The sequence below is a fragment of the Methanolobus profundi genome (assembly GCF_900114835.1).
Classification (GTDB): domain Archaea; phylum Halobacteriota; class Methanosarcinia; order Methanosarcinales; family Methanosarcinaceae; genus Methanolobus; species Methanolobus profundi.
The window spans coordinates 811,989-826,392 of the sequence record NZ_FOUJ01000001.1 but is presented as its reverse complement, the minus strand read 5'-3'; the positions used below and the strand labels follow the sequence as shown (position 1 = coordinate 826,392).

The 14,404-nt window shown below is 40.3% G+C and carries 13 protein-coding genes; 5 read left to right on the top strand and 8 right to left on the bottom strand.

What is annotated here, in order from left to right; all coding sequences use genetic code 11:
• Positions 1-31: 31 nt before the first annotated feature.
• On the bottom strand, positions 32-730 hold the full coding sequence (locus BM008_RS03805) for a DUF4386 domain-containing protein (RefSeq protein WP_091933369.1): 699 nt from the start codon (positions 728-730) through the stop codon (positions 32-34).
• Between the two features lie 83 nt (positions 731-813).
• On the bottom strand, positions 814-1,542 hold the full coding sequence (locus tag BM008_RS03800) for a DUF4386 domain-containing protein (protein ID WP_091933366.1): 729 nt from the start codon (positions 1,540-1,542) through the stop codon (positions 814-816).
• A 122-nt stretch (positions 1,543-1,664) separates the two neighbouring features.
• On the opposite strand from BM008_RS03800, the gene BM008_RS03795 reads away from it, so the two are divergent.
• Positions 1,665-2,090 carry a hypothetical protein gene (locus BM008_RS03795; RefSeq protein WP_091933363.1) on the top strand — a complete coding sequence of 142 codons (426 nt, stop codon included), beginning with the start codon at positions 1,665-1,667 and terminating at the stop codon, positions 2,088-2,090.
• Positions 2,091-2,224: 134 nt separating this feature from the next.
• Positions 2,225-3,589, top strand: a complete 1,365-nt coding sequence (locus BM008_RS03790; protein WP_177187952.1) for a multiheme c-type cytochrome — start codon at positions 2,225-2,227, stop codon at positions 3,587-3,589.
• 345 nt (positions 3,590-3,934) lie between these two features.
• Here the strand turns inward: BM008_RS03790 and BM008_RS03785 are convergent, their stop codons facing one another.
• Complete coding sequence (locus tag BM008_RS03785) at positions 3,935-4,633, bottom strand: formylglycine-generating enzyme family protein (RefSeq protein WP_091933357.1); 699 nt, start codon at positions 4,631-4,633, stop codon at positions 3,935-3,937.
• A gap of 542 nt (positions 4,634-5,175) precedes the next feature.
• Positions 5,176-5,484, bottom strand: coding sequence for a (2Fe-2S) ferredoxin domain-containing protein (locus BM008_RS03780; RefSeq protein ID WP_091933355.1), 309 nt, complete (start codon positions 5,482-5,484; stop codon positions 5,176-5,178).
• A gap of 473 nt (positions 5,485-5,957) precedes the next feature.
• Between BM008_RS03780 and BM008_RS03775 the strand changes: the two genes are divergently transcribed.
• A complete protein-coding gene (locus BM008_RS03775; protein ID WP_091933352.1) occupies positions 5,958-9,893 on the top strand; it encodes a PAS domain S-box protein in 3,936 nt (1,311 codons plus the stop codon).
• Between the two features lie 112 nt (positions 9,894-10,005).
• Here the strand turns inward: BM008_RS03775 and BM008_RS03770 are convergent, their stop codons facing one another.
• On the bottom strand, positions 10,006-10,920 hold the full coding sequence (locus tag BM008_RS03770; protein WP_091933350.1) for a DUF5996 family protein: 915 nt from the start codon (positions 10,918-10,920) through the stop codon (positions 10,006-10,008).
• Positions 10,921-11,219: 299 nt separating this feature from the next.
• On the opposite strand from BM008_RS03770, the gene BM008_RS03765 reads away from it, so the two are divergent.
• On the top strand, positions 11,220-11,654 hold the full coding sequence (locus BM008_RS03765) for an ester cyclase (RefSeq protein ID WP_091933347.1): 435 nt from the start codon (positions 11,220-11,222) through the stop codon (positions 11,652-11,654).
• A gap of 144 nt (positions 11,655-11,798) precedes the next feature.
• On the opposite strand, the gene BM008_RS03760 is transcribed toward BM008_RS03765, so the two are convergent.
• The 3 genes from BM008_RS03760 to BM008_RS03750 all read right to left on the bottom strand — a co-directional run bounded on the left by BM008_RS03760 (position 11,799) and on the right by BM008_RS03750 (position 13,879).
• The gene (locus BM008_RS03760) at positions 11,799-12,371 is read right to left on the bottom strand and encodes an acetate uptake transporter (protein ID WP_091933344.1); all 573 of its coding nucleotides are present in this window, start codon (positions 12,369-12,371) and stop codon (positions 11,799-11,801) included.
• 387 nt (positions 12,372-12,758) lie between these two features.
• Positions 12,759-13,022, bottom strand: coding sequence for a 2TM domain-containing protein (locus BM008_RS03755; RefSeq protein ID WP_218146683.1), 264 nt, complete (start codon positions 13,020-13,022; stop codon positions 12,759-12,761).
• 167 nt (positions 13,023-13,189) lie between these two features.
• Positions 13,190-13,879 carry a DUF4386 domain-containing protein gene (locus BM008_RS03750; RefSeq protein WP_091933339.1) on the bottom strand — a complete coding sequence of 230 codons (690 nt, stop codon included), beginning with the start codon at positions 13,877-13,879 and terminating at the stop codon, positions 13,190-13,192.
• A gap of 53 nt (positions 13,880-13,932) precedes the next feature.
• Here BM008_RS03750 and BM008_RS03745 point away from each other — a divergent pair, with 53 nt between their 5' ends.
• Positions 13,933-14,400, top strand: coding sequence for a hypothetical protein (locus BM008_RS03745; RefSeq protein WP_245747853.1), 468 nt, complete (start codon positions 13,933-13,935; stop codon positions 14,398-14,400).
• The last annotated feature ends 4 nt before the right edge of the window (positions 14,401-14,404 follow it).

Here is a 14,404-nt window from a genome sequence, read left to right as displayed (position 1 = left end):
GCACCCTTCATTTTGTAATACATTCATTTATTCATTCAGTTATTTCAGGTATACTATGTCCTTTTACCAGAAGCCATATCATAAATACAAGTTCACCCCAGCCAAAGATCGTACTGAGTGCTATATTTTGATCAGGAACAAGATATCCAATAAAATGATCCGACAGATAACTTAAGCCTGCAAGCATCACAAGCAAACCAAGAGCTCCGGGGATGTAACCTGACCTGAGGACCAGATAACCAAGAAGCACAAGATGAAGACCGAACAATATCAACCCAACAGCCCATGCTTCACTGAAAGCATTGATAAATAGCATCATCATAGCTTGTGAGTGATCTGTGCCGGATATTGCAAGATATTGAGCATCATTCAGTATCTGTAGGGCAATTACAAGAAAAACAATGCTGAATATCAGGATGGCAGCATATACCAGCCTGAACCATGCTGCAAGCAATGATATGCTCCTGTTCACCGACCTGAGCAAAATATAAAATGCCCATGCAACCAGCACATCAAGAACTGCCACCACAATAAAGCTGCATATGGCCAGACGGAACAAAACTTGATCAGCCATGATATTACCTGCCGTTGCTGCTGCATCTCCCGGCACGATAAGACGCGGTAGGATCAAAGCATCGGACAGGAGAGCGAAAAATGTCATCAGCAGAAGTCCATATCCTGCGATGCCGGCAGCTTTTCGCATCGATATATCAGTTGAAAGGTTTGCCATGCTGATCACTTCCTCCCATTTTAATTTAATTTTGTTCCATATTTATTTGTTTCTGGATATTTCTTCATGAGGTATCTAATATTTTATGCCGGGTATTCAGGCAATGTTAGTTTACGGCCTTTTATCAGAAGCCACAAGGTGAGAGAAAGTTCCCCGATAACACCGGGAACGAGAACTATCAGCATGAATATCCCTGCGTATTCTGCGTAGCTGACCAGAAGCACATTGGCAAAACTGTCGATCAGATAACCTGCTGATGCTATCATAAGAAGGATACCAATGAATTTCGGGATATAACCCGACCTGATGATAAGATAACCCAGAAATGCCAGATGTATCCCAAAGAAAATGAGTCCTATAAGCCACGTGTCATTGAATGCAGTAAAGAATAACATCACCTGGGCCTGGATCATTTCCGGGGTGAGCAAATCCTGATAAGTGGTATCGTTCAGTATCCGCAGGATCGCAAAAAGGTCATAGATAGCTAGCCCGAAGATGGTTGCATTCACCAGTCTCAGCCATGCAGCAAGCAATGAAAGCCCCCTGCTCACCGGTTTGAGCAGGATGTAAAGGGCCCAGGCCACTATCACATCAAAGATGACCATGATTATAAATCCCAGGATACCCGCACGGAACTGACCCATATTGGCCAGAAGGCTATCTACAGTGCCCGCAGCATCCCCGGGTATAAAAAGATCCATAAGAACAATAAAATTGGATGCAATACCTGTGATGAATATTATCAGATAACTGAAACCTGCTATCAGTGCTATTTTGCGTAACGATATATCGTCAATTAAGTGTTCTGTCATTCTAACCCTTCCTCCCCGTTATTTTTGAACACAGGTCCTATTTATGTGTTCCTTAAAAGATGAAAATTATTTTGATATCACATACAAATATTTACTTATACCGTTGACATCTAAATAAGAGTATGGTCAATGGGATCGCAGATATCTGGATATCCATCCTTAAAAATAACTACCGGATGCTGGGACTCGATGAAACAAAACCAAGAGGAATAGTTATACTTGGGATCCTCATTGGTCTTGGAGCTATATCCCAGTTGTTCATGGCCATTACAGGAACAAATGCATACTTTTTGGGACACTCTTTGAATATGACCCTTTCAACTATTGTTTACATCTTTTATGCAGTAGTATCTGTTGTTCTGGCCTATGGGATGATCGACTTGAAAAGGTCAGCCCTATATTTGTCAATACCCTGGTTCCTGTGGGGTACAGGTAATGGGATCATGATCTATGTGGTAATAGGGAATATTGAAATGCTTGCAGATGCTGCCTTGTCCTTTATCTTTCTGGCCCATATATTGTCCAGGAGAGAGTATTTCGTGAATTGATCCCGGATGATCGGGTATTCTACATACTTAAATATATATGCTATTCCTGCGAATGTTTTATGGGAGTGTTTGAATGTCATCCGGAAGGATGCATTGCTATATTGGGGTGGAATATGAATATCACATATTTAATAATGGGGTTATTGATAGCTATTTTTGCGTTAATGGTTCAGCCATGTGGAGCAGTTGAAGACGACTGGTATGATTGTCTGGATTGTCATAGGTCCATGGATGCTTTCCCGGCCATAATAGATGAGTGGGAGGACAGTACACATGCAGAATATGGTGTTTCGTGTGCGGATTGTCACGTTGCTCAGCCAGATGACCCGGATGCTATATCGCATATGGGATACGATATCACGCTTGTGGTGTCAGCAAGTGACTGCGGATCCTGTCATGCTACAGAGTACGAAGAGAATGACAGGAGCCTTCATGCCCTGGGTTCAATATATTATGAACTGGATTTTGATAACAAGGCATTGCCATATCTTGAAAGTCTCGTTGTTGTCGATGGAGAGACCATTGTAAGTCATGATGCTACTGTCAACGGATGTCAGGCATGTCATGGGACAAATATGCTTGGTAAGACCACAGAGGACCCTGAGGTCTGGCCGAACAACGGAATTGGAAGGATAAATCCTGATGGAAGTCTCGGATCCTGTTCAGCCTGCCATACACGGCATCTTTTTTCAGTAGAGGAAGCACGGAAACCAGAATCATGCGAGCAATGTCATCTGGGACCTGATCATCCACAGACCGAGATATATGATGAATCTAAGCATGGAAGCATCTACAATACCGATGGTGATAACTGGAACTGGACATCTGTGGATTGGGTGGCCGGAGAGGATTACAGGGCACCTACCTGTGCTGTATGCCACATGTCAGGAACACAGGAGATGGCTCCTACACATGATGTAAGCGAACGTCTTTCATGGGAACTTGAGACACCTGTTTCCAGACGCACCGATAACACAGCTAACTTGCTGGGAACTCCCATAAGTGATGGTTCCACCTGGGAGGAGAAACGTGAGCGCATGTATTCAGTGTGTGAACAGTGTCATTCTGATGACTGGATAGCTAATTACTACACGAATGCGGACAACACCGTGGAATTATACAACATCAAATACACGGATGCAAAACTGATCGTTGATGAACTGAAGGAAGAAGGTTTGATCACTGAGCAGAACTTCGACGAACCCATCGAGTTCAAGATATACGAGATGTGGCACCATGAAGGCAGACGTGCCAGAATGGGCGCTTTCATGCTGGGTCCTGACTATGTACAGTGGCACGGGTTCTATGAACTTCTAAAGGACAGGGCCGAACTTGAGGAAATGGCAGAGAACATCAGGCTCAATGCAGAATTAGAGGAACAGCTGGGAATAGAAGGAACAAAGGCCAGTACCGCAAGTTCACCGGGTTTTGAGGTCATACTTGCCATGGCAGGTGTCTTTGCTGTTGTATTTGTTAATTTGAGAAAGAAAGGTAAATGAATATAAAACTCGTTGTAAGTTGTTTTAAGTTTATTTCGATAGCAAGCGACATAGTTAACAGACAGATATATAATAGATGAAGGGCATTTTGAATGCAGAGTTGGGAACAACATAACCATCCCATCATCACTCATTAATTGCGGACCACCCTCTTTAATTAATGAAAAACTACCCAACTCCAGTATCATTGGCCAACCCAACCAACCACCCCCATATTTACCACTTTCCTGATTTGGCCAATGATGCTTTATTACTACATTTAGGGAAATTTATCTGGACATCTGCTTTTTAGTGGTCACAATATATTCAAGGACCTGATTTATGCTATACCACTAATTCAGGATATCACACGGACCTTAAAAGACGAAAACCAAGTGAATAAGAACCATAGTCCGAATCATAGCTGCTTCGACATGAAGAACAGCATTTATCAGGATAACTGACCCAGCCGCCACCACGCAGCACGATACCGATGCTTCCTACAGTATCCCATGCAGTTCCTTCGGCAAGGGCTTCTTCGTAGTTCCTGTGATGCCTGTTCTGGCACCATTCCCATACATTGCCGTGCATGTCATACAGTCCCCATGGATTGGGCCTTTTCCTCCCTACCGGATGCGTATTGTGCTCTGAGTTACCATAGTACCATGCATATGTACCTAATTCTGCATCAGAGTCTCCAAAGAAATACTTCGTATCCGTTCCTGCCCTGCAGGCATATTCCCATTCGGCTTCAGAAGGAAGACGATAAATTCCATTGTCTTCTTTTGCGTTCAGTTCTCTGATGAACTTCTGAACATCGTCCCATGAGATACACTCTACCGGCCTGTCATTCCCTTCAAAACAAGAAGGCAGATCGCCCATGACAGCTTTCCATTCCTTTTGTGTCACCGGATATTTTCCAATATAGAATGGTTCCGGTATAGTAACTACAGGTTCTGGTATCTCATAACTGAACATATTCTGATCCAGCCTGAAACAGCCAGCCGGAATAAGCATGAACTCCATTCCTATCGAATTCTTAAAAGATGCAGCAGTTCCGTTCATTTTTTACCAGCCACGTTCTTCACTTAAGTTGATGCCTGATCGACATCTATATAAAATATATTCGTACTTCGCATTTATGGATTATGCAGACCTGTATACGCCTATATAGTTCCTTTTGGCCACTTCTAAATATCAAAAAAATAATCTGGAGACCGGTGGCACGTGGGAGACTAAGTGTCAGGTAAATGGTATACAAGGCAAGAGTAACACTTGAGCTTAACAAGGTTTATGTCCCGGGTACTTGTATGGGTAGTCAGTACCTGCTGTAATTCTTCAAAGGTCTTTCATGACACATAACCTCTATAATGTGGCCCTGTTTACCATTTTTACCATTATGGAAGAAAGAGTAAGTATATTCTTTTTGATCGTTATCATGAAAAAAGGCAGCTACCTTCTTAAAGAAAAGCAGGAACAGATGTGAATTAAAAGATCAATGACCATTGAAATGGACTAAAGATCATGTAAAAAATAAAGTGATCAACAAGTAAAAAGAGAGTTGTTGAATTATATTGAACAACTCGCTTTAGACATTGAATTTGTTCTCAGGATATGAGAAGTCTGTCGACTACTCCGCCTTCCTCTACTGCATCAAGTATGTCTTCAATATCATCTTCTGATACTTCGCCATACCATATCTGCTGAGGGTAGATCATTACTATTGGACCTTTTTCGCAAATACCTACACATCCGGTTGCAGTGACCATCACTTCACCTTCCAGGTCCCTGTCCATTACTTCTTCGGAAATCATAGCTACAAGATTATGTGATGATTTGTTCTGGCATGCGCCCTTTACTATTCCGTTCAGTCTTGTGCTTGCACAAACGAATATGTGTGTTTCTGGTTTTTGCATGAAAAGTCTCCTCTATTATATTTTTGAACTATCCCATTAAAGGACATATACGGAATGAGGTTACTGATGTAATCATATTTAAGTATATGTATTGAATTTTTATTTGATGAATATGTGCATTCTACAAGCTGGAGATCAGTTCAACATCTATTTGGTCAAAAAACCGGTCAAGTAGTTACAGAATATTTTGCACCGGAAATACAGGGGTATAATATATAATTAATTAAATGAATTATAAGATAGCGAATATACAACATATTAAATTAAATAATAATAAACTCATAAAATCCAGGGAATAGTGATAAAAATTATCGATATCATATCGATTATATAGCATGTGGACTACTATGGTAGTAGTGCATTTATGTATCATTTGAACTTCTTAAACTGTCCATACCAAAATATCACGGACCATATTCCAAACTTTAAGCAGATAAATAATAACTTGCTTTGAAATATCATAAAGAGGAAAAATGAAAACTAATTCAGGATCATCTGAATTCAATTTAGATGAAAAAACGGAAGATAACATTCAACTATTCAATAATGACCATGTTATCATGTTACTTATTGAACCTGAGAGTCTTTGTATCATTGATGCCAATAATGCTGCTTCCAATTATTATGGCTGGTCACCTGAGGAATTAAAACAAAAGAAAATAAGTCAGATAGATATACTGTCTGAGGAAAAAATACTATCAGAGCTTTCCAGAGTTAAAAACGAAAGCAAGAATCACTTCACTTTTAAGCATAAATTGAAAAATGGTCAAATTCAGGATGTTGAGATCTACGCAATTCCAATAACTTCCAAAGAAAAGGACCTGCTTTGCCTGGTGATCCACGATATAACTGAATTAAAGAAAGTAGAAGAGGAATTGCTTCTTGAAGAGGCCAGATCAACAAGTATCATTGAAATTCTACGATCAAAACATGGATCAATACAGGATCTCCTTGATTTTGCTCTAAATGAATCCATTAAGCTCACAAAAAGTAAAATTGGTTATATTTACTATTATAGTGAGAAAAGGAAGCAATTTACCCTTAACACGTGGTCTAAGAATGTAATGAATGACTGCGGAATAGTTGAGCCTCAAACTGTTTATGACCTTGACAGCACAGGTATTTGGGGAGAAGCTGTCAGACAACGTAAAACAATAATAGTAAATGACCTCCATGCTTCGAACCCATTGAAAAAAGGTTATCCTGAAGGACATGTTGAACTTCATAATTTCATGACAGTGCCAATTTTCAGAAACAATAAAATTGTCGCTGTAGTGGGAGTTGCCAACAAAGGATCAGATTACACAAGGAGTGATACCCTTCAGCTTACTTTGCTCATGGATATGGCCTGGAACATTATAGGCCAGATAGGTGCAGAAAAGGAATTGATAGAAAGTGAGCAAAGGTATCGTGGCCTATTTGAAAATGATATCAGTGGGGTAGCGATCCATAAAATGGTCCTTGATGAAAAAGGCACTCCGATAGATTATATATTTCTTGAGGCAAATGAAGCATTTGAGAAGCATACGGGACTAAAAGTTGTCGATATTATTGGAAAGCGTGTAACCGAAATTCTACCTGGCATAGAAAATACCTCTCTCATAGAAACGTATGGTAACGTAGTAATTACAGGCGATCCTATTAGTTTTGAAGAGTTTGCTGAGCCCTTGGACAGATACTTCAGTATTAACGCTTACAAAGTGGATGAAGGTATCTTCGCTACTGTTTTTCAGAATATAACAGAACGTAAGCAGGCAGAAAGAACTATTCATGATAGGGAAGAGCAATACAGAGCACTTTTCACGGACGCACCGATATCGATAATTATACATGACAAGGAAACCGGAGAGATCATTGATGCTAATCCTAAGACCTATGAAATGTATGGCTTTTCTTCGCTTAAGCAGTTAAAAGCAAATAATTTCTGGCTGGATCCCCCATATTCCTTTAATGAAGCACTCATATTGATCCATAAAGCTGCCACTGAAGGAATACAAGAACTTGAATGGCTTAGCATAAATGCAGAGAATGAACATTTCTGGCAACATGTCAGATTAAGTCCTGTGACCATAAACGGTATTGAAAGGATCATGGCGACAACGATCGATATAACTGAACGTAAAAATACAGAGATAGCATTAAAGAACAGTGAAGGACAACTTCGCACACTGGTTGATACTATTCCTGACCTTGTATGGCTAAAAGATGTCAATGGGGTTTATCTTTCATGCAATGCAAAGTTCGAGCGTTTTTTTGGTGCAAAGGAAGAAGAGATCATCGGGAAGACCGATCATGATTTTGTTGATCAGGAACTTGCGGATTTCTTCAGACAAAAGGACATCAAAGCATTAGAAGCTGACAGACCTTCAGTTAATGAGGAAATTGTCACCTATGCGGACGATGGACACCAGGAATATCTGGAAACAATAAAGAGTCCAATGCATGATTCCAGTGGAAAGATCATAGGAGTTCTGGGTGTTGGCAGAGATATTTCTGAAAGAAAGCAAGCCGAAAACAGCATAATAGAAGAACGTAAGCGTCTGGCAAACATCATTGAGAGTACAAATGTTGGTACATGGGAATGGAATGTGCAGACCGATGAGACCTCGGTCAATGAACGCTGGGCGGAGATCATTGGGTATACCCGGGATGAATTGGTTCCACTCGACATCCAAACATGGAAAAAACTGGTCCATCCTGATGATATAAAAGGATCAGACATACTTCTTAATAAGCACTTTACAGGTGAACTGGAGTACTATGAATACGAAACACGCATGCAGCACAAAAATGGAGACTGGATATGGGTACTCTCCCGTGGAAAAGTGATAGAGTGGGACGAGGACGGCAGACCACTTCGCATGTATGGAACTCATTCAGATATCACAGAGAAAAAGAGAGCTGAAAGGAAAATTGAAGAGGAACGTGCCAGAAGGAACATCCTTGTTGAACAATCAAATGATGGCATCGTTGTTGTTAATGACAAAGGTGAGGTTGTCGAGGCCAACCAGAAATATGCAGATATGCTGGGATACTCAATGGATGAAGTTCTTAAATTACACGTATGGGATTGGGAAAACAATTCGACACGTGAAGAGATAATTGAGATAATAAAGGATGTTGATGAGTCCGGACACACATTCGAGACACGCCACCGTTGTAAAGATGGGACCTTACTTGATATTGAGGTCAGCTCGAACGGTGCGATATTTGGTGGTCAGAAACTGGCTTTTTGTGTTTGCAGGGATATTACCGAAAGAAAGAGAGCCGAAGAGATGCTTAAACATGCAGAGGAAAAATACCGGCATGCATACAAGCTCTTGCAGGAAGTGATCGAGAGTCCCAAAGATGTTGTCATATTTGCTCTGGATAAGAATTATCGATATATTGCTTACAACAACAACCATCAGAGAACGATGGAAAATATCTGGGGTACCAAAATAGAGATAGGGGACAGCATTCTTGATCATATAAAAAATACGATGGATATAGAAAAAGCAAGGTCTAATTTTGACAGGGTACTTGCAGGTGAAGCCTTCACTGTTGTTGAGGAGTATGGTGATTCATTCTTTGAGAGAAAATGGTATGAGAATGTATACAGTCCTCTTAAAGATGAGATGGGAAATGTTATCGGTCTTACTCTTTTCCTCACAGACATAACTGAGCGTAAGCAGGCTGAAATGGCCCTTCTTCAGGCTAAGGCCCTGGCTGAAGAATCAAACCAGATAAAATCAGAGTTCATTGCGAATATGAGCCATGAACTTCGTACACCACTTAATTCGGTCATTGGTTTTTCTCAGGTACTCAACGACAAACTGTTTGGAGATCTGAATGAAAGGCAGGTTCAGTATGTCTCTAATATCCTTACTAGTGGTAATCATCTGCTGGAACTTATCAATGATATTCTTGATATTTCAAAAATAGAATCTGGCAATATGGAATACATACCTGAGATGGTCGATCTCCGGAGACTAATAGATGAGATCTTGATCTTAATGGACCCGCTTTTCAGAGAGAAGGACCTTGACCTGGAAGTCAATATCGAGTTTGATGAACTGGCGATCATTGCTGATAAGATCAAGCTTAAACAACTCATGTATAATCTTCTTAGTAATGCGATCAAGTTCACACCAAGATCAGGCCAAGTATGGATCGATTCTAAAATAATGAACGAAAATGTTCAGGTGTCTATCATCGATAATGGTATTGGCATTCCTCCTGAACAACAAAATGCTATATTCGATCCATTTAAACAGCTCAGTTCCTTTGTGAATCGTGATCATGGTGGAACCGGCTTAGGTCTTGCAATTGTTAAACATTACATAGAGATGCATTCAGGAGATATATATGTTGAAAGTGAACCTGGAAAAGGAAGTACTTTCACATTTACAATACCGATCGGTCTGTGAAACGATCGAGTATGTGTGGTCAGAAGATATTGAACGCATTTCTGAATGAAAAGAAAATGATGATCAATGATCATCTCAATTGTATGTGCCATTAAAATGGCATCTTTTGCTTTTACACCGGAAGCTGGAAAGCTTTTTTATCCCAGTTCGCCTTTTTAGCACCGGCCTGATAGACACTTTCCATGAATTCCACTATTGCTTGTTTTGGATCAGGAGTGCTTCTGGCATCATTATACATCAATAGGGCCATTCCACCTCCGTCAGGGGACCAGAATGCTTTCTCAGGGCTCAGCGGTTCATCGGTAAGTCCTTCTGGTTCGGGATATACGGAAGCGTAAAATGCAGGTTCTCTGACGTTCTCATCACCTGGCCAGAATCCAAAGGCTATCAATTCATGTGAATAGGCTTCAGTATCCACCGGATTGGCACCTTCCCATAGTTCTACAGATCTTCCTGAGTAGAATATCAATGACAGGTCTTTATGGTGCCAGAAAAATTGCGATGGTGAACATTTTCCTGTGAATGTACCTCTGTAGGTCTCAAAGATCGAGTTCATCTGAACAAGAATACGCCAGTATCTGTTGACATACTTTTCATTATATGAAGAATGCTTATCATCGGTTTCAAATGGTTCTGTGCTAAACGGCGTGTCATAAGGAACCGCTACTATCTTAGTACTTATACCGATATCTGAAAGCTCTGAGAACACTTTTTTATAGAACTGAGAGACAGAGAGTCCCTTTAGTTCGATGTTCCTATTCTGATCTGTGCTTGTTCTGATGATCAGCACATGCTCAATGAGATCGAATTCCATCTCAAAGCTCATATCCTCATATGGAATAGGGCCTGTTGTGATCCCTCTTGTTGATATGTATAAGGTCACATGCCACCAGTGATTTCTTTTAGGGAACAGCTTAAGTCTGATCTTCCCTATCACTTGCAGGAACAGATGAAACGTGTTCATTGTATCTTCCCATTCTTCAATAGGAAGAACTGGAAATTGTTCTTCTTGATATGAGTTATTCATAATATTCCTCCCACAGAATATGTAAAATAATTTCTAAGTAGTCCCAATGTAAGTATGAAAATAATGCTATAAAGTACCTTCTGATCAGAGAGATCTTTAGATATAGACACACCACTTAAATAACCTGCAATTCGATTTTTTTATTATAGGGCCTATTTTCTACAAAGCCAATCTGATTATATAGTAAAGAAAACCAATTATTAGTGGGGAGCTTAGTTGTATTATTTTCCTGTTGATATTTGGGTTTTGTTTTGATCACAAGCTGCCTGATCGTTGAAAATAAATAAAGGGGGAGTTAAATGACCGTTGAAGAGAATCTGGAATTAATGATCACACTGGACGATGCATGGAATGCACAGGATTGGGAAACATTCAATAAACGGCATAGTGAAGACACGGCTGTTTACTGGCCGGGACAAACGGAACCAACAAGGGGAAGAAAAGCACATAACGAAGAGGCTATAGAGTTCTACAAGACATTTCCGGACAATCATGTTGAGAACAGACCATACAAGGTACTTTTTGGCCAGGGGGACTGGACATGTTCAGTGGCTGTCCTTTCCGGTACCATGAAAGGTCCCATGAAAACTCCAGAGGGAGATGAGATCCCACCTACAAATAAGAGCTTCAAAGTGGACTTTTGTACAGTTGCTCACTGGAAGGACGGACAGATCGTTGATGAGAAACTGTTCTATGACCTTGTTGGAGTGATGAAACAGATAGGTCTGATGTAACTGCTATTTTGAGTGAAAATAACATTATGTATATGGCCCTGCAGAAATGACAAAAATAATGTTGTTATGGCAAGGTCATCTGCAAATAACTGAACAGGACAGGCTTTTAAGAGAGACTGTCCTGAGTTTAGATCTTTAACTTTATCATTCTCCAATTGGAAGGATCGTTCTACCGAACTTTTCATTGAGCACTTCAGCAAGAGCCAGATAGATAGCACTAAGCCCACAGAAGATGCCTTCATAGCCGGCGAACTGTTTTATGGACCCATTACCGGTGAGATCGGCTATTGCCAGCAATATGAATAGCACTGTCAATGTTCCAAAAACCACCTGCAAGGCCCTGTTTGCTTTGAAGGTCCCTATGAACATTCCAAAGGTGAATAGTCCCCACATGAACAGGTATGCAGCCATTTCGAGCGCACCTGGAGCCTCTCCCAGACCGAATTGAGGTGCTATGACTATAAAGACCAGAGTAAGCCAGAACATTCCGTATGAAGTGAATGCTGTTGTCCCGAAGGTGTTACCTTTTTTCCACTCCATGATACCTGCTATCATTTGAGCGATACCGCCATAGAACAGACCCATAGCCAGGATCATTGACCCCAGTCCAAATAATCCTGCATTATGCAAATTAAGCAGTACTGTGGTCATCCCGAATCCCATCAACCCCAATGGAGCCGGGTTTGCTGTTATATCTTTTATCAAAGTTTCATCCATACTAATACCCCATTAAATAGTCTTCATTGTCAGACAAATGCCAATTTTTAGATATATATTAGTTATTCTTAACTATTATCCATTATATTTTTCGTATGAGCTGATCTTATCCCTTACTGATCGAACTCAACTCCGGAACCATTCTAAAAGACCCGGCAGGCAGAGAATTAAGCTGCATACCCTGGTTATTTATGGAACCAAATAAGGAAGAGATAATGAAACCAGAGGTTAATAGTTCTCAACTATCATGAATAATAATGATATATTTATTTAGCTCTTGTGGTCTCTGTGATCACGAGACTACAATGAAGCGTAGGATAGTGTTAAGTAAAAAAAGATAGGGCCTTAAAAGGCAGTCCTTATTACATGAAAAAATTCATGAGATGATCATTTATCCTCTTTTTCCATGATCTCTTTTATCTTTTTATCTTCCCAGTTCGTTCCAAATTTGCTCACATTTATCCCATGCATCACTACAAAGATCCCCCATCCAATGACCGGCCATTGAACCCACCAAGTGCCTCCATCTGAATAGTCGATGAAAAATAGCAGGCCCATTATCACTACGTATAATACCAGATGGGTGTAAAAGTTCTTAAGTTCCTTTACTCGTGCCTGAGCACGTAATAATTTCCTGTCTGTTCCTTCCACTAATATTGCCTCCCCCTTTAGAGTATAAAAGGAATGATTAATTAGTATTTTGGATATGGATATCTACAGGGGAATTATCAGTGGATACGCTTCAAGGAAGGGAATATTGGAAACCGCTAAGTGATGTATTCCTCCAAATTTACTTTGATCTGTTCATTATATCTCGTTCATACTGTTCCCGAAGGCTCGGTATCGATCGCATCCGGATCGAATCCTTTGACGATAAGCCATACTGCAAAAACCATTTCCTGCATGGCTATTGGAACAAATAGAATACCAAGCAGATAGATATTGAAAGGTTGCAACAAATAATATACCCACAGCAATGCAGCTCCAATAAAACCCCAGCCTGATAACCATCTGGGAACTAATTTTGATCTGTACAATAAATAGTTCAAGATAAGGGCAGATATAGTAAAGGCAACTGCGAATCCAAACAAAAAGGCCAGGTCACCTGCTGCCAGTAATACAGTGCCAAAGGTTTGATAATAGGCAGTATCCGGATATCCTGCTTTTGCAAGATCCTGAGCTAATGCCAGTAGTGTCAGTATGGCGATCACATTAATAGTAAAAAGTACGCCCTCTGCAATTCTGGCACCGGCGTACCCAAGGGCTAAAGATCCACTATGCTTTTTCAGGACCGGATATATCATTATTCCAATGCCTGCTACTGCAACGGCATCTATCAGAACAAGGAACGATCCTATTATCATCGTGTTCTCATTCTCAGAAGCCATAGTAAGATAATCTGAAGCTCTCAGGATCGGTTCCAATAAAATAACACCAAGCGAGTATGCAACTGTCGCAGTTATGAACAAGATGCCCACAATTATTGCAGTCTTTCTGTTTGAGTCCATCTAATATCCCCCCATTATAAGTGGGGTAAATTAACTATTTACTATTTACGGATATGTTCAATTTTGATTTTGCAGTGGTTAACCTGATAGAGTCAGAGAGGATGGAAAACAAGGATTTCATCAGGACAGAGAATTACTCATTGCGTCTGAGACCTACCGGGGCTAAGAAACTAACTGAAGAAGTAAATCTGTGGTTTAACAAAAGAGTTAGCTATAAAGGAAATATGACTATGTGGAGCTATGTCATGTTCCTGAAGACTATGGAATTAGCTCAATACTTAACTAACAAAAGAAAGGACATTGATTTCATTGTCCCTCAGTATGAGACAAAGCGACAGGACACAAGCGACATACGAAAAAAGATTCTAAGTATTTCCTATTCAGACTGGAAAAAGCTAGGTTTTTCAAAAGGAACATTGCATTACATGAAGAAAAATGCGAAGGCAGATACACCTTTTACACTTAATGCTCATAATAAAGAACGTTTGGATCAGTGGGAAAAACTTGTTGCAAATGGTTGATTTT